23 protein-coding genes are annotated in these 21,234 nt (G+C 47.8%); 9 read left to right on the top strand and 14 right to left on the bottom strand.

Translation table 11 applies throughout. The features are described 5' to 3' along the window. Positions 1–79 precede the first annotated feature (79 nt). Positions 80–1,396 (bottom strand): hemolysin family protein, encoded by a 1,317-nt coding sequence (locus AB447_RS07700; protein ID WP_048353450.1) that lies wholly within the window; start codon positions 1,394–1,396, stop codon positions 80–82. A 60-nt stretch (positions 1,397–1,456) separates the two neighbouring features. Next, complete coding sequence (locus tag AB447_RS07695; RefSeq protein ID WP_048353449.1) at positions 1,457–1,879, bottom strand: MerR family transcriptional regulator; 423 nt, start codon at positions 1,877–1,879, stop codon at positions 1,457–1,459. A 307-nt stretch (positions 1,880–2,186) separates the two neighbouring features. On the opposite strand from AB447_RS07695, the gene AB447_RS07690 reads away from it, so the two are divergent. From AB447_RS07690 to AB447_RS07675, 4 genes are all read left to right on the top strand, one after another. Further along, positions 2,187–3,560 (top strand): hemolysin family protein, encoded by a 1,374-nt coding sequence (locus AB447_RS07690; protein WP_048405684.1) that lies wholly within the window; start codon positions 2,187–2,189, stop codon positions 3,558–3,560. A 122-nt stretch (positions 3,561–3,682) separates the two neighbouring features. Beyond that, entirely contained in the window at positions 3,683–4,081 is a 399-nt protein-coding gene (locus tag AB447_RS07685; RefSeq protein ID WP_057957500.1) for a hypothetical protein, read from the top strand. A 156-nt stretch (positions 4,082–4,237) separates the two neighbouring features. Beyond that, positions 4,238–4,522: a hypothetical protein gene (locus AB447_RS07680; protein ID WP_048405683.1), complete on the top strand. Its 285-nt coding sequence runs from the start codon at positions 4,238–4,240 to the stop codon at positions 4,520–4,522. After that, positions 4,485–5,162 (top strand): N-acetylmuramoyl-L-alanine amidase family protein, encoded by a 678-nt coding sequence (locus AB447_RS07675; RefSeq protein ID WP_048405682.1) that lies wholly within the window; start codon positions 4,485–4,487, stop codon positions 5,160–5,162. The genes AB447_RS07680 and AB447_RS07675 overlap by 38 nt, the downstream gene beginning before the upstream one ends. A gap of 47 nt (positions 5,163–5,209) precedes the next feature. On the opposite strand, the gene AB447_RS07670 is transcribed toward AB447_RS07675, so the two are convergent. Genes AB447_RS07670 through AB447_RS07655 form a run of 4 tightly spaced genes read right to left on the bottom strand, consistent with a single transcriptional unit; the run spans position 5,210 to position 7,493 of the window. Then, a complete protein-coding gene (locus AB447_RS07670; RefSeq protein ID WP_048353448.1) occupies positions 5,210–6,010 on the bottom strand; it encodes a DUF817 domain-containing protein in 801 nt (266 codons plus the stop codon). 27 nt (positions 6,011–6,037) lie between these two features. Next, positions 6,038–6,388 carry a fluoride efflux transporter CrcB gene (crcB, locus tag AB447_RS07665; RefSeq protein WP_048353447.1) on the bottom strand — a complete coding sequence of 117 codons (351 nt, stop codon included), beginning with the start codon at positions 6,386–6,388 and terminating at the stop codon, positions 6,038–6,040. Then, the gene (locus AB447_RS07660; RefSeq protein WP_048353446.1) at positions 6,385–6,774 is read right to left on the bottom strand and encodes a fluoride efflux transporter FluC; all 390 of its coding nucleotides are present in this window, start codon (positions 6,772–6,774) and stop codon (positions 6,385–6,387) included. Before AB447_RS07660 ends, crcB begins: the two co-directional genes overlap by 4 nt. Next, positions 6,771–7,493 (bottom strand): glycerophosphodiester phosphodiesterase, encoded by a 723-nt coding sequence (locus AB447_RS07655; protein ID WP_048353445.1) that lies wholly within the window; start codon positions 7,491–7,493, stop codon positions 6,771–6,773. Before AB447_RS07655 ends, AB447_RS07660 begins: the two co-directional genes overlap by 4 nt. A 210-nt stretch (positions 7,494–7,703) precedes the next feature. On the opposite strand from AB447_RS07655, the gene AB447_RS25745 reads away from it, so the two are divergent. The 3 genes from AB447_RS25745 (at position 7,704) to AB447_RS07645 (ending at position 9,868) form a co-directional block, all read left to right on the top strand. Next, positions 7,704–7,811 (top strand): YhdX family protein, encoded by a 108-nt coding sequence (locus tag AB447_RS25745; RefSeq protein ID WP_096892074.1) that lies wholly within the window; start codon positions 7,704–7,706, stop codon positions 7,809–7,811. Positions 7,812–8,020: 209 nt separating this feature from the next. Next, the gene (locus AB447_RS07650) at positions 8,021–9,100 is read left to right on the top strand and encodes a mechanosensitive ion channel family protein (protein ID WP_048353444.1); all 1,080 of its coding nucleotides are present in this window, start codon (positions 8,021–8,023) and stop codon (positions 9,098–9,100) included. 18 nt (positions 9,101–9,118) lie between these two features. Next, positions 9,119–9,868 (top strand): NAD-dependent protein deacylase, encoded by a 750-nt coding sequence (locus tag AB447_RS07645; protein WP_048353443.1) that lies wholly within the window; start codon positions 9,119–9,121, stop codon positions 9,866–9,868. 268 nt (positions 9,869–10,136) lie between these two features. On the opposite strand, the gene AB447_RS07635 is transcribed toward AB447_RS07645, so the two are convergent. Together AB447_RS07635 and AB447_RS07630 are read right to left on the bottom strand one after the other, a co-directional pair. After that, complete coding sequence (locus AB447_RS07635; RefSeq protein ID WP_048353441.1) at positions 10,137–10,652, bottom strand: GNAT family N-acetyltransferase; 516 nt, start codon at positions 10,650–10,652, stop codon at positions 10,137–10,139. 138 nt (positions 10,653–10,790) lie between these two features. Further along, positions 10,791–11,690 (bottom strand): polysaccharide deacetylase family protein, encoded by a 900-nt coding sequence (locus tag AB447_RS07630; protein WP_048405677.1) that lies wholly within the window; start codon positions 11,688–11,690, stop codon positions 10,791–10,793. A 271-nt stretch (positions 11,691–11,961) separates the two neighbouring features. On the opposite strand from AB447_RS07630, the gene dat reads away from it, so the two are divergent. Then, complete coding sequence (gene dat / locus AB447_RS07625; RefSeq protein ID WP_048353440.1) at positions 11,962–12,813, top strand: D-amino-acid transaminase; 852 nt, start codon at positions 11,962–11,964, stop codon at positions 12,811–12,813. Between the two features lie 40 nt (positions 12,814–12,853). Here the strand turns inward: dat and nhaC are convergent, their stop codons facing one another. Beyond that, on the bottom strand, positions 12,854–14,215 hold the full coding sequence (gene nhaC / locus AB447_RS07620) for a Na+/H+ antiporter NhaC (protein ID WP_048353439.1): 1,362 nt from the start codon (positions 14,213–14,215) through the stop codon (positions 12,854–12,856). 224 nt (positions 14,216–14,439) lie between these two features. On the opposite strand from nhaC, the gene AB447_RS07615 reads away from it, so the two are divergent. Beyond that, positions 14,440–15,420 carry an aldose 1-epimerase gene (locus tag AB447_RS07615; protein WP_048353438.1) on the top strand — a complete coding sequence of 327 codons (981 nt, stop codon included), beginning with the start codon at positions 14,440–14,442 and terminating at the stop codon, positions 15,418–15,420. A 17-nt stretch (positions 15,421–15,437) separates the two neighbouring features. Here the strand turns inward: AB447_RS07615 and AB447_RS07610 are convergent, their stop codons facing one another. From AB447_RS07610 to AB447_RS07590, 5 genes are all read right to left on the bottom strand, one after another. Beyond that, on the bottom strand, positions 15,438–15,920 hold the full coding sequence (locus tag AB447_RS07610) for a DUF4944 domain-containing protein (RefSeq protein WP_057957499.1): 483 nt from the start codon (positions 15,918–15,920) through the stop codon (positions 15,438–15,440). Between the two features lie 61 nt (positions 15,921–15,981). After that, positions 15,982–17,916, bottom strand: coding sequence for a TOMM precursor leader peptide-binding protein (locus AB447_RS07605; RefSeq protein WP_048353437.1), 1,935 nt, complete (start codon positions 17,914–17,916; stop codon positions 15,982–15,984). Further along, on the bottom strand, positions 17,916–19,784 hold the full coding sequence (locus AB447_RS07600) for a putative thiazole-containing bacteriocin maturation protein (protein ID WP_048353436.1): 1,869 nt from the start codon (positions 19,782–19,784) through the stop codon (positions 17,916–17,918). The genes AB447_RS07605 and AB447_RS07600 overlap by 1 nt, the downstream gene beginning before the upstream one ends. A gap of 110 nt (positions 19,785–19,894) precedes the next feature. After that, on the bottom strand, positions 19,895–20,182 hold the full coding sequence (locus AB447_RS26720) for a hypothetical protein (protein WP_411801446.1): 288 nt from the start codon (positions 20,180–20,182) through the stop codon (positions 19,895–19,897). 496 nt (positions 20,183–20,678) lie between these two features. Next, on the bottom strand, positions 20,679–21,173 hold the full coding sequence (locus AB447_RS07590) for a universal stress protein (RefSeq protein WP_048353434.1): 495 nt from the start codon (positions 21,171–21,173) through the stop codon (positions 20,679–20,681). Between the last annotated feature and the right edge of the window lie 61 nt (positions 21,174–21,234).

Raw genomic sequence — 21,234 nt, 5'->3', positions numbered from 1 at the left:
ATGTAATCAAGTGGTTACATTGGCTGCCGCAAAAAGAGGATGCAGTTCAAACTGCATCCTCTTTTCCGTCAAGTTATCATTACGCTTCTTCAAGCAATTGTTCAGCTGCCCTTTTCACCTCGACATATGAGACGTGGTGGCCGTCGACTTCATTAATGATAAATTCAAATCCTTGATCAGTGATCATATCGCCTTTTTGAACTTCGTATTTCTGCGTCAGGAACCACCCGCCGATCGTGTCAACTTCTTCATTGTCCAGCTGAATGCCGAGCAGATCGTTGACCTGGTTGATCAGCACTTTTCCGTCAAGAATGTAGTGGTCCTCATCAAGCTTGCGGATTTCATTAATTTCGTCAATATCGAATTCGTCGCGGATTTCGCCGACGATTTCTTCAATGATGTCCTCAACTGTGACAAGACCGGCAGTGCCGCCGTATTCATCGGCAAGAATCGCCATGTGGACGCGCTCTTTCTGCATTTTGAGAAGCAGATCGTGAATCGGCACGGTCTCGATCACGTGAATGATCGGATTGATAAACCGTTCGATTGTGTCTTCCTTTGAGCATTCTCCGCTGATGCAGGCTGTCAGAATTTCTTTGACGTTGACGACGCCGATGATATTGTCCTTATCGCCGTCTTCCACGGGATAGCGCGTATACCCTTCGGCTTTTGTCACGTCGATCATGTCTTTGATTTTCATGTCATGCGGAAAGCTGACGACTTCCGTTCTCGGAATCATGATTTCCTTGGCAAGACGGTCATCAAATTCAAAAATTTTGTTCACATATTTGAATTCTGACTGATTGATTTCGCCGCTTTTATAGCTTTCCGACAGGATGATCCGCAGCTCTTCTTCAGAGTGTGCCATTTCGTTTTCAGAAACCGCTTCGAGTCCAAACGCTTTTGTTAACAGTCTCGCTGATCCGTTCAGCGCCCAAATGAATGGGAACATGACACGGTAAAACAAAATGAGAGGCTTTGCGAAAAGGAAGGAGATTGTTTCCGCCTTTTGAATCGCAAGCGTCTTTGGAGCGAGCTCCCCGACGACAACGTGGAGAAACGTAATGAAGCTGAATGCGATCACGACCGCAACAATATGCGAAGCAGAGCTTGGAATGTTCCACTTCACAAAGAGCGGTTCAAGCAGCCGGGCGACGGTCGGTTCCCCGAGCCATCCAAGTCCGAGAGCCGTCAAGGTGATGCCGAGCTGGCATGCTGATAAATACTCATCCAAATGGGTGACGACTTTTTTTACAGAAATCGCCGTTTTGTTCCCTTCGGCTATCAGCTGGTCGATCCGCGAGGTTCTGATTCTGATAATCGCAAACTCCGACGCTACGAAAAATGCTGTCAAAGCAATTAAAACAGCAACAAAAATCAAATTAACTATATCCAATTAGGACCTTCACTCTAACGTGAGAATGAAGGTAACACCTCCTGTTTAGTAAAAGATTAACTAAAGCAGCAGCATCAATGACTGGATGACCGCCAGTTTCTCGGAAGAAAGCCGGCTTTTCAAAGCAGCCCGTTCATCGGGCTTCAACCGGTTCAGTCGGTTGACGATCACGGAGATCGTATCGTTGACATGGTCGATTTCCGATGTCAGGCTTCCGATTTCATCGTTAGCGGATGAAGAGGGAAACTGCTTTTCCAGCCGCAGTTTGATGTCGGACAGGGCCAATCTTTGCTGCTTACAGTCCGTAATAAACTTCAGCCGTTTGAGAGCGGCTTCATCATAATAGCGGTAGTTCGAACATGATCTGGCAGGCGTCAAAAGCCCCAGATTTGTGTAATAATCGACAGTGCGCTTTGTTACGCCTGCCGCAGCTGCTAACTCGCCGATGCGATATTTCTCTGCCCCATCTGCATCCCTCCTCAACCATCACGTTATAGTTAGTTAAAGATATTTTAATATATTAGAAGTTGTTTATACAAGTTAATTGATGAAAAAGGGGCATAAAATCCCTGCCATTTTTCTAAATACTCGCGAAAATATTGTCGGATTTAAAGTTTAGACATTTGACTGACCGTTTTTTAATAAAGTAAGATAATAGTATATATTGGCTTGGAGGTGGTATGATGGGGCCCTCTGTATAGTCATGAACACAGAACAAACATCAGCCTTATTACGGGAACTTGAATTCAGCAGGAGGTGACTCCTTATCCTTCAACAAGGATAAGGTTAAATGGACGATATCGTTAGTCTGATGATCATTGGCGTTCTGATTGCTTTAACTGCTTTTTTCGTTGCATCAGAATTTGCAATTGTTAGAGTAAGGAACTCGCGCATCGATCAGCTTATAACGGAAGGAAACAAAAGGGCAGTTCGCGCAAAGCAAGTGATATCGGATTTAGATGAATACCTGTCAGCTTGCCAGCTCGGAATTACGATAACGGCATTAGGTTTGGGCTGGATGGGGGAACCGACGGTCAGAAAGGTTTTACATCCGCTCTTCGAAAGCCTGCATGTGCCAGATTCCATCTCACATGGGCTGTCGGTTGTCATTGCTTTTTGCGTTATTACATTCCTGAACGTTGTGGTTGGAGAACTGGCCCCTAAAACCATCGCGATCCAAAAAGCGGAGCAAATGACGCTTTGGCTTGCGGGACCGCTGCATTTTTTCCATGTTGTCATGTTTCCGTTCATCTGGATTTTAAATGCTTCAGCCAGAGTGCTGACCGGTTTATTCGGTTTGCGGCCCGCTTCGGAAAAGGGCGATTCCCATTCAGAGGAAGAGCTGCGCATCTTGTTATCAGAAAGCTATAAAAGCGGAGAAATCAATCCGTCTGAATATAAATACGTCAATAAAATCTTCGAATTCGACAACCGGATTGCGAAAGAAATCATGGTGCCCCGCACCGAAATCGCCTACGTCTCGGCCGATATGCCGATCGATGAGGCGCTACAGCTCATGCTGAAAGAAAAATATACGCGCTGGCCGGTCTATAAGGGCGATAAGGACCACGTCATCGGCATGGTAAACACGAAACAGCTGTTTACGGATATGCTGTATATGTCGGAGGAGGAAAAAAAGCGGCTTTCGCTTGAATCATACATCCGCCCCGTCATTGAAGTTATTGAGACCGTGCCCGTCCAAAAGCTTCTGATCAAAATGCAGCGCGACCGGATCCACATGGCGATCCTGACGGATGAATACGGAGGAACGTCCGGGCTTGTCACGACCGAGGATATTCTCGAGGAAATTGTCGGAGATATCAGGGACGAGTTTGACGAAGACGAGATACCGCTCATTCAGAAAATTTCCGATCATGAATATATCATGGACGGAAAAGTGAGGATCGATCAGGTAAATGATTTGTTTGAGGATGCGATCGAAGAAGAGGAGGTCGACACCGTCGGCGGACTCGTTCTAAAAGAAAATATCGACATCGCCGAAGGCCAGGCGGTTCATGTCGGTTCTTATACGATTAAGGTCCTCGAGATGGAGGGACGGCTGATTAAGCACGTTGAAATCAAACAGGAGCAAACGACAGAACACGTCGAGCTCGCGCCGGCCGACCCGGTGATGATAAACGAAGTTACCTTGAGCGAAAAATAAGCTCAAGGTTTTTTGCGTTTTTTTAAGAAAAAAGACCCGTCTGAAATAGAAAAAATGTCATTTGAACAAGAACGTTTGTTCGTATATAATAAGAACAAACGTTCTGTTTGGAGGGAGATGCCTTGCTATGGTATGAGACCATTTCCGAGGGTGAGAAGAAAACCTACATCAAGAGAATCGAATTTCATTTGCGGAACTGGAAAAATTACAAAGCCGCCGTTGTCAATTTGGAGAGGAGAATGGAGAAGGAGGATACGGGCAGCTTTGTCAAAGAGACGGAAGCCCATTATCAACTGGACGCCGAAAAAAGGGTTTATCAATTTTTGCTGGAGTCCATGGAAACGGCTTTGGCTGAATTGGATGAGATGGAGCGGACGCTTGTTGAATACCGCTATATCCGCAATTGGAGCATGGGAAAGTGCGCGATGGAAATCGGATATAGCGAAAAAACGTTGTTTTTATTGAAAAAAGCGTTATTGGACAAGCTTCTCGTCAGCCTGGCGGCGATCACGAATATATAGCGACTTGTTTTAAACAAGTCCTTTTTTTATGCTTTCAGCTTTTCTACAGCTTCTTGACCGGATGATGACACGGCTCATGAGCGTTTTCCTTATATGATGAATGTAACCTTTTGAAACAGGGGGGATTTTAAAACATGTAACGGAAGGAGAAAGAGCATGGGATTTTCTGATGTGGCATTTGTTCCGTTGATTACAGGGCTGGTTCATATGGTCAGCCTGCTCGGCATTCAGAAACGATTTCTCCCTGTCTTTGCGATTGTTTTCGGAATTTGCATTTCGCTCTTTTTGACTACGGGAAACTGGAAGGAAGACATGGCGGTCGGAATTTGCCTCGGGTTGTCATCAATCGGTTTTTATTCAGGTTCAAAAAACGTTTTAACAACGAAAAAGGAGGAATTCGAACATGAAGATTTATTTGGATCCGGGACACGGCGGAAGTGATCCGGGAGCTACGGGAAACGGTTTATCGGAAAAAAACGTCACATTGGCCATCGCTTTAAAGATCAATGACATCCTTTTGCAGGAATACAGCAATACGGAGACAAGGCTCAGCAGGACGACAGACAAAACGGTCTCGCTTCAGGAGCGTACCGATGACGCCAATTCGTGGGGGGCTGATTTGTTTGTTTCCATTCATATCAACGCTTTTGACGGCACGGCCTACGGTTATGAGGACTACATTTACAGCGGCTTATCCGACGAGTCCGCCACCGCTCTTTACCAAAGAATCATTCACGAAGAAGTCATTAAACAAAACGGTTTGCGGGACAGAGGGATGAAAAAAGCGAATTTTCATGTGCTCAGGGAAACGGTGATGCATGCGATTCTAACGGAAAACGGTTTTATCGATCACCCGGACGATGCAGCGAAGATGAAGAGCACGGTTTGGATCGAACAGACGGCAAGAGGACATGCCAACGGAATTGCCAAATGCCTCGGTCTCGAAAAAAGCAGCGCCACATTATATAAAGTGACGATGGACGGGGGACAGATCGGGGCTTATCAAGAAAAAGACGACGTGCTGAAAGTGATTTCTTCAAATTGGGAGACCTTTCAGACGGCAACAATTGAAAAACGGTAGATGGGGAAAAAGAATCCATTTTGAAAGCTCAAAATGGATTCTTTTTGTTATGATTTGAACCCGGCATCTCCCGCCCGGCTTAATCTGCCTGTTTGTGTGCGGCCTTCTTTGATATGTTTTAAAAGCGCAACGATCAGAAAGCTGACAATCACAAGCAACAGCCAGGAACTGACTTTTCCGAGGTGAACCATCTCCCATTGCCTGTGCTGGTTCGGATATTGCCAGGCGCCGAAAAACGTCGCGATATTTTCGGCCACCCAAATGAAAAAGCCGATCAATGCGAATGACATCGGCAGAGGCATCGCATATGTGCGGTGATTGACCGTAAAATATACAAATGTACGATAAAAGATAAGCAAGGTTGCGATTTTTAAAATCCAGCGGAAATCGTAAATAAAATGGTCCGTATAAAAATTAAAATAGATAGCGGTGCTGAGGACAAACACGCTCCAAGTAGGAGGCCAATTCGTCAGTTTTAACCGGAGCCTTCTCCACGCCTGGCACATATAGCTTGCGACGCTGGCGTACATGAAGCCGCTGTACAAAGGAACCCCAAACCATTTCGTCACCGCCTCTTCGGGATAGCTCCACGATCCCATATGTACTTTGTATAACTCCAAAGCGAGTCCGATCAAATGAAACACACAGATCACTTTCACTTCGTCCAACGATTCGTACTTGAATGCGATCATGAGAATTTGCGTCAGCAAACAAATCAACAGAATCGCATCATAGCGGGAGATGAAAGGCGCTTCAACAACCTTTGTTATGGCGAGGGCAAGAAAAATAACGACCGGAAACAGGCACGATTTTGCCTGTTCAAAACCAAACGAGAACAATTGCTTCATCAAAACACCCTATCATCTCATTTTTTATTAAAGAAGGCTTCCAGCCCAAAAGCCCCCGATGCAGCAAATCATGGTTATTAGTATGTAAGCTGCACCCGCCTTCAGCCGTTTTTCCGCCAGAAGCTGAACGGCTTCGACGCTGAAGGTTGAAAACGTGGTAAACCCTCCGAAAAAACCGGTTCCTATTATAATAGAAAGCATTTGATTTTGCATGTTGAAGCTCGTGAAGATGCCGAGCATAAAAGAACCGAGAATGTTGATCAGCATAATGCTGACCGGAAACGGCGCGCCCTGCAATCTCGAGCTGATGAGATTCCCCAGCCAAAATCTTAGAACAGAACCCAGGCCTCCTGCGATCATAAAACCCGCTGTCATCATGATTCATAGCGCTCCTTGTTCCGGCCGATCCGCGTCCCGAACACAATCCCTATAAAAGCGAGGCAGAGCCCGGAGACAAAGGAAGCCGCCAAATAGAGCACTCCGATATGAGGCGAAGAGGAGTGAAGGATCAGCGCCGTTTCCTTTGAAAACGCGGACATTGTCGTATAGCCTCCGCAAAAACCCGTCCCTAACATGAGCTGAATGAGCTTATGTTTAGCCCTTGACGAAAAAAAGCCTGTCAAGAGACCGAGAAGGAGGCTTCCTGAAGCATTTTCTATAAAGGTCGGCCAAGGGAAAAAGGCGCCCCCAACGCTCATGTTTACCGCATAGCGGAACAGCGAACCGAGTGTTCCCCCAATGAATACAGCAACATATGGTTTCATGCTTTTCCTTCTTTCGCAAAATAATCTGGATAGTCAGTAATGATTCCGTCGATCTTCCAGCCTTGCAGGCGGAGTCCTGTTTTCAGCCCGTTTACCGTCCAGGCGAACACCTTCAGATTATGGCTCTGAACGAAGTTAATCAAAAAAGGGTTGAGCATTGTATGTTTCAGGCTGACATAGCGCGCAAATGTAGCAATGTGCCGAAGGCGGCCGTGCGGCAGCATTCCAAACCTCGGCCTCATCAATACAGCGCCCGGTATGGAAGGGTACAGGTTGTGCAGCGTCATGATGGCATCGGCGTCAAAGGATTGAACGATCGTGTTGTTTGAAAAGCCGTACCGTTCAATCAGCCGGCCGATCGCTTGTTCAACACCGGGCTGTGTTCTGGATGACTTGATTTCGATGAGCAGCCCTATTTTTTTGTGATATTTGTGAAGAACGTCTTCGAGTTCGGGGATTTTTTCGCCTTGAAAGGAAGGGCTGAACCAGCTTCCTGCGTCAAGCTTTTTCAGCTCTTTCATCGTAAAATGCCGGACAAAGCCCGTTCCGTTTGTCGTCCGGTCCACTTTGTCATCATGGATGACTGCAAGCTCCCCATCTTTTGTCAATTGTACATCCAGCTCAATAAAGTCAGCCCCCAGCTTCCGCGCCTTTTCAAAAGCGGCAAACGTATTTTCCGGGGCGTAAGCTGAGGCACCGCGATGTCCGATGATGTGCAAACATGTCAGCTCCTCTTTATAAAAATCTATTCCATAACAAGGATACCCGAATCGATCACGCAAGTAAATCGGCTCAGATTCGAATCGCAAAAAATAAGAGCTGGACAAAAGCCGTCGGCAAAGTTTGCGACAAAATTCGGCAAAAATAGTTCTTAAGGTCTATTTACGAAAAATTCAGATATTTTATAATGGAGCAAAGGAGGCGAGATGATGGGTAAAGGGAGAATTAGAGTGGAAGAACGGATCAAGGCCGAAACCGATGCCGAAATGTTTGAAGCGACTCTCCTGGATCAAACGAAGTCTGCGAAGGAAGAATAGCAGCGCAGCCCGAATCATTTGTCTCGTGGAACAACTGAATATCGTCAACAAAGGCTGCCGAAACAATCGGCAGCCTTTTAAGCGTCTAGCGCCGGCTGTTTTTCGGGCGAAAAGGATATCCTGACACATTTTGCCGCGCAATAAAATGAGAAATTTTGCGAAGCTTTTAGTATAATAAATGCTTGACAGCGATATAAGGAGAGAAAGCGATGTTCACACAGTACATGACAATCGAGTTTGCCGGTCAAATCGGGATCAGCATCGGCATCCTGCTTTTATTTTTCTTATTGAGAAAAATCTTTACGAAGTATTTGTTTAACCTGATTTTAAAATTAACGCATAAACCGAAAACCGATTTCTTCAATCAAGTGGCGGTAGCATTTGAAAAGCCGGCCAGATGGTTTTTTGCCATCCTCGGTATCTATTTGGCCATTATCTATTCGCCGTTTTTTGACGCGCATATGGCGATCGTTCACAAGCTGTACAGAGTTTCCCTCGTCATTCTCGTCGTGACCGGGCTCTATAATTTAACGGCTTCGTCTTCGGTGCTCTTCCATAAAATCAACAAGCGGCTGGAGCTTGAAATGGATGATATTCTTGCTCCGTTTTTGTCAAAGATTCTCCGCTTTGTCATCGTGGCCCTTGGAATCAGCGTGATTGCCGGAGAATTCCATTACGATGTGAACGGTTTTGTCGCCGGACTTGGCCTCGGCGGATTCGCGTTTGCCCTTGCCGCAAAAGATACCGTGGGGAACTTTTTCGGAGGAATTGTCATCATCATGGAGAAGCCTTTTACAATAGGGGACTTTATCGAAACGAAAATCGTAATCGGAACGGTCGAGGATATTTCTTTCAGAAGTACAAAGGTCCGCACATCTGGAGAGGCTCTTGTCACCGTGCCAAACTCGGTGCTCGCCAATGAAGCGATCATGAACTGGACGAAAATGAGGAAACGCCAGATCACGTTCTCGCTTCATATCGATCCGTCAACACCGCGGGAAAAGGTCGAAAGGTGCATTCAAAGGTTTAAGGAAATGCTGCAAACGCATGATGGCGTTCATCCCGACGTAATCATGGTCAACCTTGATGTATTGCAGGATACGTATTTAAGCATCTTTTTCAACTTCTATACGAATACGACCGTTTGGGCCGAAAATTTAGACATCAGACAGGATATCAATTATCGGATCATTGATATTATGAACGAAGAGCAAATAGAGTTTGTTTCTCCCGGACACAGCCTGTTTGAGCTGAAAGATATGAAAGCCGCTCTGGAAAACCAAGCGTGATGAAAAGGGGGACTGATCGTGCGCGGAGAAGCAGAAACGTTTATAAAAGCAATCGAAAACGCGCAGTGCATCACCGTTTTAACGGGTGCCGGAATGAGCACTGAATCGGGAATTCCCGATTTTCGTTCAGCCGGCGGGATATGGACGGAAGATATGTCAAGGATGGAAGCGATGAGCCGCGACTATTATGAGCGTTATCCAAAGCTTTTCTGGCCCAAGTTCAAAGAGCTTTTCCAAATGAAGATGACCGGTACGTTTCAGCCGAACGCAGGGCATATGTATTTAGCCGATCTTGAGAAGCGGGGAAAAGACGTCAGGGTGTTCACACAGAATATCGACGGGCTTCATATCAAGGCGGGCAGCCGCCGCGTCTACGAGCTTCACGGCTCCGTCCAAACGGCTGCATGCCCAAAATGCGGCGAGCGCTACGGACTGGATCACATTCTCAAGGATGATGTGCCGAGATGCAGCCGCATCAACCGGAAGGGCGAGGAGTGCGGGTTTATTTTGAAGACGGATGTCGTGCTGTTCGGTGACGCCGTTCAACATTTTGACACCCTTTTTGAAAGCCTTGATGAATCCGACCTTCTTCTGGTGATCGGCACCTCGCTTGAAGTGGCGCCTGTCCGCTTTGTTCCGGGGGAAGCCCATTTGATCCCGGGGTTAAAGAAAATCATGATCAATCTTGACGACACCCCGTTTGACCATTTGTTCGACGTTGTCATTCACCGCAAAGTCGCCGAGTTTGTCAAAGAAATCAGCAGTTGAAAAGGCGTCCCGGAGGGGGCGCCTTTCATTTTTGCCGCAGCGTTTTTTCCATTGCGGCTGTTCTCAAATCGTCGCCCTTCAATATCAATCTTGCCGAACCGAGCGGAACGCCGTCTCCAAAACGTAAAACGGCTTGTTCTGAACGGTTTGAAGAGCTGTTTTTAATGTTTCCGCGTTTTCTGTCTATGCGCTTGGCGGGACGTCAAGATTCCTCGAAAGCTTCGATTATGAGCTGGTGAACGGCAGAAGCGCCTTTTTCAGCAGCGGTTCAAGGAGTTGTCTCCTCAGCAGCCACATTTTTATAATAAATAATTGTTGCATCAAACCGGCCGTTCGCCGACTCGGCGTAATGAGGGATTCGTCCCGCCTCGGCAAACCCGAGCGATGCGTAAAGAAGGTTGGAAGGATCTCCTTCTCTTGTATCGAGAACGACCAAAGATCTGCCTTCATCCCGGGCCCTTTCCAGGATGTTTTCCATCAATGAACGGGCGATGCCTTGCCGCCTGAAGGAAGGGGACGTCATTAATTTGCAGATTTCGGCTCTATGGCGCCCGTTTTGTTTCATGCATAAATGCAGTTGAACGGTTCCGGCGATTTCGCCGTCCCGTTTGGCAATCAGTAAAATCACGCCAGGCTCCAGCACGTTTTCCCAATATGCTCTTGCTGCCGACCGGTCAAGCGGAGACAGAAACCCGAGCGACGCCCCGTCGTCTGTGACTTGTACGAGGAGGTCGGCCAGTTGATCAAGATGGCCTTCAATCGATGTCACGTCTTGAATCTGCATCTGAACACCTCATTTGATATCAATCTATCTTCCTAATATAGTCAACCGGTTTTAAAATGCAACGAGTGTGTCAGATAAACTGACCAAAACCGCTTTTGCAAAAAAAATCCCCTGCTGTCAGGGGATCACGCGGATGGGCTATTCGTGAACAGGCGTCATTGACTCATCAAGCGTTGCGAATGAATATCCCATGTTTTTTAGATTGGTGATCAACAGCGGCAGTGAGTGAACAGTTGAAGGAATGTCATGCAATAAGATGACGATCGGCTGTTTCGTGTGCCGGTTTTTGATCATGTTCAGCTGGTTCATGACTTCGGGGACATATCGTTGATTTCTGTATTTCCAGTCAAGGCTGTCAATATTCCAGTCCCAATAAATAAACCCGTTTTTTTTCAGTTTTTCCTTTTGTGCGTCGGTGAGAGACGGTTTGCTTCCATACGGCGTTCTGATCAGCCTGGTTTTTACTCCTGTAATAGACTTCAGCGTTTTTTGAGCCTGCTTCATTTCCAGATTAGGAGAATTGGCGCCTTTATAAAATAGCTTCTGGTTATGTGTAACCCCGTGAAGACCGAGCGCATGGCCCTCTTGCTTCATATTGAGAACGGCCTTCCTGTGAATCTTCATGTTTGGCTCAAGCATGAAGAATGACGCTTTCACATCGTGTTCGTCCAAAATATCCAGCAGCGTTTGGGTTACGGCTGAAGGCCCATCATCAAAAGTCAAATAAACCGTTTTTTCCTGCTTTTTTTCCGCCGCTTCTTTTTTCTTTTCTTTTTCCTTTTTGCGTTCAGCGATTTCCTGCTTTGTGCTCAGGTGATCGAGAAGCTTGCCGTGCGTTGCTTTTTTGAGCGGAATGCTGTCCCCTTCATGCCGCATTTGGCTGTTTTCCGACATGGTCAGCTCTTTTTTGCCCGGCGTGCCTGCGGACTTCGACAAATCCCAGACGTAAAGAAGAATCAGGCACAAAATGGCAAAACATGCTGTTTTCGTCAGCAGATAAGCCGCTGAAGGGGCTGCTTTTTTTGAATCCTGGCGCATGTTACTCTCTCCATATCATGTTCTTATTCAGATGCCATTATGAAATAGATTGCTAGTCTTATAAAATAATGGACCACAATGTTTAAGTATACAGGATTGGAAAGAAGTTGGATACCGGGAGCAACGAAAAAATGATCAAATTTTAAGAGAAAATGTTGAATGATGGAAGTTGACGTTCTAAGAATTTTTGCACTATTTAGAATGAAACTGGCATGTTAGAATGGAAGGGAGAAAATCGAGAAACCAATTTTGATAGCAAGGGGATGGAGAAATGAAAGTTCTTTTTAACGGCCGGCTGATGGATCGGAGCGAATGTGCGGTTGATATTGAAGACAGAGGCTATCAGTTCGGGGACGGCGTTTATGAAGTGATCCGCATATATAACGGAACGCTTTATACGCTTGATGAACACGTTGCCCGTTTTTTCAAAAGCGCTGCGGAAATTCGCATTGACCTGCCGTTTTCAGAAGATGAACTGCAAAGTGATCTGAAAGAGCTCATCAAGGCCAACCAGGTTCAAGACGGGGGACTTTATCTTCAGGCGACAAGGGGAACGGCTCCGAGGAAGCACCAATATCCTGCAGGACTCGCTCCTCAGGTGACGGCTTATACGTTCCCGATCAAAAAACCGGTTAACGAACAGCAAAACGGCGTTTCCGTCATCACGGAAGACGATCTGCGCTGGCTGAGGTGCGATATTAAAAGCCTGAATCTTTTATACAACGTGATGATCAAACAAAAAGCGCATGAGGCTTCCTCGTTTGAGGCGATTTTAGTGCGCGACGGACTTGTGACGGAAGGGACCTCTTCAAACGTATATGCTGTCAAAGATCAGGTGATTTACACACATCCGGCGACAAATCTTATTTTAAACGGCATCACGAGGAGGACGCTGTTGGAGCTGATCCGGAAAAACGGCTGGCAGTATAAAGAAAAAGCGATGTCAAAAGATGAATTGATGAATGCGGATGAAGTGTTTATTTCATCGACGACAGCCGAGGTTATTCCGGTCACCGTCATCGACGGTCAGAATGTCGGAACAGGGGTGCCGGGCCCGCGTACAAAAGAAGTGCAAAAAGCTTTAGAGGAGCACATTTTATCAGTAACCGCAGCATTTTCATAAAAAAGAGCGCCGTCTCCTGTGTAAGGAAACGGCGCTTTTCTCATTGTTTTCTGAATCCGAACAAAATCGAAAAGAGCGGTGATATATAAAGGAAAAAGACAAACGGCAAATAGTCAATGACGCTGACGCCGAGCGCACTGGACATGAACGCGCCGCTGACCCCCCACGGAATCAAGGGATTGACCAGTGTACCGCCGTCTTCAAGCGATCTTGTCAAATGTTTGCGGTCGATTCCGAGCTTATCGTAAAGCGCTTTGAAGGACTGTCCCGGTATTAAAATCGATAAATACTGTTCGCCTGTCAAAAGGTTCATGGCGATGCTTGATGAAACCGTTGAAAACACAAGTCGTCCTTTTGAACGAATTCCTTTGATTACGCCTTCGAGAAGGCTCTTAATCAGCCCGGTTTTTTCCATCAGCCCGCCGAGCGCAAACGCGATCATGATCAGGGAGATCGAGCCGAGCATTGATTGGAGCCCGCCGCGATTCAGAATGTTTTCGACCGCTTCGTTTCCGGCTGAAAACACCGGTCCTTTTTGCATCGCTGATAAAAATGATGAAATGCCGGCATCAGGCTGTATAAAGGCGGCAAGAACGCCTGCTGACAAAATCCCCGCAGCCAGTGCAGGAATGACAGGCATGCGCCTCACCGCCATCACAATGACGACTAAAGGCGATAAAAGGGACCACGCGCTGATTCCTACGGTGTTTTCAATCCCGTTAACAATCGTTTCAATGTTTTCTGTTGATGCTGATGCGATGGTTAAAGACCGCCCCATGAAAAAGAACAGCAGAACGGTGATCAGAAGGGCGGGGATCGTCGTTCCCGTCATATGTCTGATATGCTTGAAAATCGGAATCTCGCCGACGCCGGAGGCAAAATTCGTCGTATCTGACAACGGCGACATTTTGTCTCCGAAGCATGCGCCGCAAATCACGGCTCCTGCGACCCATGGCAGCGGAAGGCCGGCCGCTGAAGCGACGCCCATTAAAGCGACGCCGATCGTGCTCACCGTCGTAAAGCTGGAACCGACGAGGGAACTGATGATCATGCAGCTGAATAAAGCGGTCAACAGCAAAAATTGCGGTTCGATCAAGTTCAACGCGTAAACCGTAACCGTCGGGATCGCGCCGCTGTACTCCCAAACGCCGATTAAAATGCCGATAAGCGCCAGGACGATAATCGGCTGAACGCCGCTTTTAATACCGGAAACGATGCCGCTTTCGAGCTCCTTCCAGGAAAAACCCTTTAAAACGCTGACAACCGCCAAAAATCCGATACAGATCAATAAAGGCATATGCGGTTCGGCATGAAACATAAATAAGCATATAAATATAATCGATAGGATGGTCAAAAATAAAAAAGCCGATATAGAAAACGATAAGCGTTTTTCGTTGGACAAATTATACACCTCATTACAAAAATATCATTCTTTAATCCTTTTATGCTTTTGTGCGTAAACGTATTATAACAGAAAGATAGGAGGTTTATTTAAATTAAAATATTTCAAACATTTTTCACCACCGCTTTTTGTAAGCGTTGCCTTATTTAGATATAATAAGCTAAAGGCAGCATCAACGCTTGGATGGATGCCTGTACCGAACGACGAAAGGGAGGAAACAAAGGATGTCCTGCACCGTACGAAAGCACCGCTTTTTAAACGAAGATGCGCTATTGCTTGAAAACGATTATTTGGAAGCATTACTTGTGCCTGGCTTGGGAAGCAATTTGATTTCATTGAAGTGGAAACCTGAAGGAATACATTTGTTAAAAACGCCGGAAACAAAGGGAGAATATGATGAAAATCCATGCTTGTTCGGGATTCCCATCCTTTTTCCGCCGAATCGGATCGATCACGGAAAGTTTACATACGAGGGAAAAACGTATTCGCTGCCAATCAATGAAAAACCGCTGCAAAACCATTTGCACGGATTTCTTTATGATAAAAAATGGACGGTGAAAAAAGCGGAGGCAGAAGGAGAGAAGATCATCGCCCAAACCATGCTGAATGCCGATGATCGTCCGGAGATCAGGCGCATATTTCCGCATTCGTTTTCGATCACAATGACCTATATTTTGGAAGGGCCGAATCTCTCGGTGGACGCGTCGGTTGTCAATCACGGGGAAGATCCGATGCCGCTCGGACTCGGTTACCACACTTCCTTTTGCTACCCGTTTAATAAGGAGGGGGATAAAACGCAATGCGTGTTTTCGCTTCCGGCTTCGAAAAAATGGGATTTGTCGGACCGGCTGCTTCCGACAGGGGAATTCAGCGTAACGGATGAATTTACAGAAGGCAGATCGGCAGCAGGAGACCGGCTTGACGATATATTGGCAGCCGAACATGACCAAGAAGGAAACAGCACGGCCGAAATCCGCGACCGCCTGGCCGGGATCCGCGTCAGTTATGAGGTTGACAGGCATTTTAAACATTGGGTCGTCTATAATGGGAAAACGGATCAGGAAGACTTGCTTTGTCTGGAGCCTTATACGTGGATGACAAACGCCCCGAACCTTGATCTGCCCGCCGATATCACCGGTTTTCGGGCTTTGGGGACGAATGAGGAGCTGACGATGAGAAGCAAAATCACGATCGGCGGAATGTAATGTCATTCCGCCTGCATTTAGTGAAACAGCGTTCGCTTATCAAGCGCAAACTCGGCATGATCCGCATGCTTTCCCTGTCTCCATGTCAATTGAACGGTAATATCATGCCCTTTTAGTTCAGCCTCCCGTATTCTTTCTAAAAAGGAAACCGATTCTTCTTTTAAACTTCCGTCAGGAAACGTGCCTCCTGAATAATCGACCATCGGCGTTTCGATGTCTGAACTGAGGGCGACTTCATCATCAAATGTAACAACCAATCTTTCCAAATACGTCTCGCGAAGAGAGGTGCGACTGCCGGTCCAATATAAATTTCCGCTGAAACCCGGGGCGTCGCCGCTTTTTTTTATCACGGCCTGCCAATTTCCGTCCCGGCTTTTTCCGGTCCACTTCGGGTACTCCGCGGAGTAAAAAGCGATCAGCCTTGTGCCGAAATAAATGGAGCAAAAGACAAAGAAAACGGCCGCAGCGAACATAACGGGCCGTTTGTATTCCTGTTTCATGTGACCACCGCCTAAAAAGTTCTGCTTTATGATAAAGCAAAACGGTCAAAAATGGCAAATGTTAAGGAAACGGGTGAGGGTGGGGGTTCAGCTCGCCGGGTGTCAGCGCCTCTTTCATAAACCCGAGCTTCACCGGAACTGTGAACACCCTCTCAAGTCCGGCCAAGCGGATAAGGCGGTGCCCGAATGTCATCGGCAGCATCCCCGGAATGAGCACTTTCACGCAATACAGACCATTGCGCTTTGTGATCGGCGATGTTTGATCAACAACGATCACCTCAAGGTTCAGCCGGCGGAATATGTCAAGGAATTCCTCAAGATCCTCTTTTATATCGCGGTTTTTGGCCACTTGTTTAAACGCTTCTTGAAAGGTTTGCGGCTTCTGATGCTGATCCAGTAAAAAACGGAGGCGTTCCTCGGCTTCGGGCAAACCGTACAGCATGCTGTGTTCTTCCATGTTCTGAACTAAAAAAGGGTCTTGCAGCATCTCCTCATATTTGCCCCTTTCGGCTTCAAGCCGCGAATCGTACTTCAGCATCATCCCCGCCAGTTCATGAAGCGCGCTTTTGACGGCTATGACGGGATTGGGATGTGCGCCCGCCGTGCAAAGAAGATTCAAACCGTCCCTCTTTCTGTTTTTGGCGACCGCCCAAATGCTTGGAATGCCGTGTTCCATCGTCGAATTATAGACATGAAGATCGTATCCGGCCACTGCGCGCACCCGTTCAGTCATGATTCTCAATTCCGCATGTTCACACGAGCGAAGGTCGATCTCACGGAGAGGGAGCCTTGCATACCATGTCAGCAGAAAGGAATCCCGTTCAACGACTTCCAATATGGCATGGAAAATTGCCTCTTCAAGCGTTCCGCCCATTGAACATCCGTTTGACGTTTCATAAACGAAGCTGTCTTCCCGGCCGAGACTGTAATAAGCGAGCGATTCCGGAACCAAAATCGGCCGCTTCTCTGAAAATGAATAGCCCCATACCCAATGGAGCGGCCGGTCTTGATCAAATGGCCTGAAGGGGAAAGCAGGCTGTTCATATTGCCCTTCATCATGCAGCCCGGTCTTTCTCGGATCAAGCGCCTGATCCTTTACATTGCGGTAGCAATCAAACGTCATCGTCCGCTTGCCGCGCGGTTTAATTCCCGAATATCGCTCCAAGCCTTCTAATACCGCTGTTAATTCGCTCTCCTCATAAGAATGGGTCCGTCCTCCGACGCCTTCATTTCCGATCCATAACGGCATGTTGACAATCGTATCGGCAAACGGCAAGATGGCGTCATACATTTTGCCGTTGAAGATCCCTGTTCGAGAATCGAGAAATCCGGCTCTCAGCGCGTCCTTTATGTCCTCAGCCGGGCGCGAACGATAGCTGTCCGGATCCGGTTTCGGGGACGGCTGAAGCGAGATGCGGGCATTTTCCGCCGTATCGTCTGGACAGCTTCCGCAGACTTCGCACAGCGGTTCAGGCATGTAAAAGTGGGAGGTCGATTCAAGCGTTAGTAAATTGATCAGCCTTACCTTTTGTTCCAAACTGCCGGGGCCTTGTTCCATAAATGTCTTGATCTCTGTACAGATTAAGCGGGCGATGTGCCGGCATCCCGCCCTGGAAGCCCACGGGTTGCGGCGAAAGTCTGTGATGATCTGTTCCAGCACCCGCATTTCGTTGCTGTCCGGGCCGGCTATGAACCGTCTCATGTCGGCGCATGCCGAGCAACCAGGACCTCCGGGGGAAACGAGGGGACCGATCACCCCCTCACCGAATGAAATAAAGCCGCGAAGCCACGGAATACCGGCCGGCCTTAAGATTTCCTCGGCCTCACGATATAACGACGGGCGCCAGGCATCATGCACAATAAGAACGAGCCCGGTCTCTTCCGGCACCCCGGCCTCAAAATCCGGCTGGCGGTGCACGTCGTATTCCCCGGATAGCCGATCTGACACATCCTCTGCAATCATTCCTTCGCCAACAATCAAAATGGAGCGTTCCATCAGACCTCCTCCTTTTTTACCCGGACAGCATAAACGCCTGCGAGTGCTTCTTTGAAAAAAGGCTCTATCGGCAAATCGTAAACCGTCAGCTGCAGACCATTCTGCTCGATAGTGTGCAAGGCCGAATGCAGCGTTTTCTGCAAACCTTCATAAACAGGGATGTCGAGATTCTTCCTGGTTTCCGTTAACATGACAGCATCCTCTTCGATCGGCTGTGTGTCCGTAAGTGCCCGCTCGAGCGCTTTCGTGAGCGCCATCGTGATGTTTAGTCCGGCGCTTTGGTACCAGCGGCCGCCTGCGTTTGCCCATATAACGGGAAAGCCTGAGATGTCCTGTCCCAAACCGACCAACGGTTCATCGCGGATGACGGACAGTGCGTTGAAATAAAATTCGGCGCGTCTATCCTTGATGGCGTTTAAGGATAAAGGAGCCACCATTTCTTTTCCGGATATTCGACGCTTCTTCAGCTCGTGATCAAGCCATTTCTGCAATCCCCTCAACACGCCTTCGGCTGCCGTTTCTCCCGTTCCGACGCCTAGAAAGCCGTCTTCACGGATGTAGAAGTCCGTCAGCTTGGATCCGTACATTTCAATGCCGGTAAGTCCGGCTTCACGGCGCGCTTCCTCATGCGTAAAACCGGCGCAAACCGTCTCGGCCAAAAGCTTGGCAGGTCCTTCCGACAGCGGGTTTGCAGCTTGAACAAAGCATTGTGACAACGGAAGCTGCTTTAAGTGTTTTTCCTCCCACAGATGAAAAATCCCCGATGTTGCCGATGTCAGCTGATTGAACAATTGAAACAGCCGTCCTTTTTCTTGCGGCTCGGCACATTCCTTGACCCTTTCTTCAAGGTCTTGAACCTTTTCGGCCGCGGCGCCTGCGGGACTGACGAGCGGATGAGGGAGAAACGGGTGCCAGGAGCCCTCAAGCGTTGCAAGATCGAGAAGGTAAAATTGATTGCGCTTCGTTAAAGAATCGAGTCCGGCAACCGTTTTAAACAATTCAAACGCGGTTACATTCGCCAGTATCTCTTTTCCTGCGGACGAAAAGGGTTCAAGCTTCCGGTCTTCATGAAGCGCTGATCGGTGTATCCGCCGCCATGCCGATGCAAAGCATCCATCGTCCTCCTCATGCACAACAGGCCCCGCCAGCCCGACCTGTTTCAAACAGACCGCCGGAAAAAAAGGTTTCTTTTCTTGCCTGCAAACCGTTTGAAGCGCAAGAAACTCCTGTAGATCGTCGATTTCTGCAGCATACAAAATCGAATCCGCCGATCGCACGGCTTCCCGCCAATGTTGTACACCTGTCAGGTCGACTACATCACCGCCCGTTTTCCTTGCATGCTCTTTTAGCTCCTCTATAGCGGCTTGATGATCAGGACATGCCTCTGTAAAGAGAACGTGTATGTTGGCGAAACCGGATTCAGACAATGATCTGACCAATGAAGCGAGAAAAAAGCCAGAGCCCAGCGCCAATATGCCCGCCTTGCGGCACAATTGGAAACGGTAAGCACCAGAATCCTCGAAGCTTTCGATAAATTCGATTTGTGAAGCAAACGCCTGTATGATGTACTCATCCAATTGGTGAGGCAGGTCCTTGCTAACATCCCGGACAAACCCGTTGGCATACAGCGTGCTTCCGATTTCAAACACCCTGTCACGGTATGGAGCCGCTAGTTCGTTTGTCAATTCTTCCAATGTGTGTTTTCCGTTGAACATCGGCAGCAATTTGTCGATCCACTGATAGATTGAAGCGCCCTTCATGCGAAACGATCCGGCATTGTTTCTGATATACACGCCGCCCGCCGGATCCGGTAGAAAACATGTATCTTGTTTCACCTTCAGGCGGGCGGAAGCGGTCAGATTTTTCATGCTGTTCCTCCTTATGATGATCTGAAAACGAGACATACCATTATATGTAATTTTGTTTGTCCATTATGATAGAGGAACCCCTGCGGCATATCGGCAGGGGCAGTCTCCTTCTAATACATGCCTCCGTGCCAGCAGCTTCCGCAGCAATGACCGGCGCAACTCGCACAGCTCCAGCAACTCGCACAGCTCCAACAGCTCGCGCAGCTCCAGCAACTTGAACAGCTCCAACAGCTCGCACAACTCCAGCAGCTCGCACAACTCGCACAGCTCGCGCAGCTTCCGCAGCTTCCGCAGCTCCAGCAACTCGCACAACTCGCACAGCTTCCGCAACTCCAACAGCTTGCACAGTGTTTCGCATTCATATTCTCATGGTGGCGGCCAGGATCCAAAGCCGTCATCTCATCCACATGAAAATGATCCATTCCCAATGATTGCAGTTCGTCATGAAAATGTTGCATTGATATAATCCTCCCCATATTAAAAACAGTTTTTTAAAAAAATCAGAACACAAAAAAATGAACGAAATACCCCGGGCACTTTCAAGATCAAACTATGAGACTTGTTAGGTGATTGTTACTGATGTGAAAGCCTATTTTCCTTGATTTGGATTTGGGCGTAGGGCCGCTAAAGATCATGGACAAGAGGAATCCGGCGGGGATACAGGGCAGTGCAGGGGGCTCACAAAGGGAGGATTTCAGGGAGTCTTGTGTAATATTAGGAATGAATAGATTTATAGTTTCGGAACAGACCGGGAGTGAGCGTTGTGGGGAGTTTTTCTGCAGTACATGCGGTCATTGTATCGGGTGTTGATCGCAATCGTTTTGGGAGACCGGATTATGAAAAAAGAAAAGAAGATTTTAAGAGAAAGAGGGCCGGAAAAACATCCGGCCTCTCTTACTTCACGATCAGCACCGGAATTTCCGATTTGGCGGTAATCTTATCGCTGACGCTTCCGAACAGCAGTTTTTTCAGGCGGTTTTGGTCGCGGCTTCCCGTGATGACGAGATCGGCGCCGATGTGTTCGGCGTGTTTGAGAACGGCCTTTGCCGGGTCGCCTTCCAAAATTTCGATTTCCGCGTCAAGCTGATGCTCGTTTAAAATGATTTTTGCCGCTGCGATCGCTTCTTCGGCACTGTCCTCGTAAATGACGGGTTCTCCGGCAATGTCTGAATCATGCGGGACAGGGGGAACGCTTGGGATGCCGCCGTAAATATAAGCCGTGCCTGCGGCCGGCCTTTGTTCGTTTACCATGGTTTGCCTCGGTTCATGGACGTGAGCGACCGTCAGTTCGGCGCCGAGCCTTTTGGAGAGGTCGATCGCTTTTTTCAGCGCTTTTTTACTATCGTTTTTTCCGTCGAACGCGACAATGATCCGGTCAGCTTTGAACACATTGATCATTCCTTTCCAGAATGGATTTACTTACATTTACCCGCTTTTAAAAAAATCTAAC

The organism is Bacillus glycinifermentans (assembly GCF_001042475.2).
In the GTDB taxonomy this organism is placed as follows: domain Bacteria; phylum Bacillota; class Bacilli; order Bacillales; family Bacillaceae; genus Bacillus; species Bacillus glycinifermentans.
Note: the sequence above shows the minus strand (reverse complement) of the source record. Positions and strands in the feature narration are given on the sequence as shown.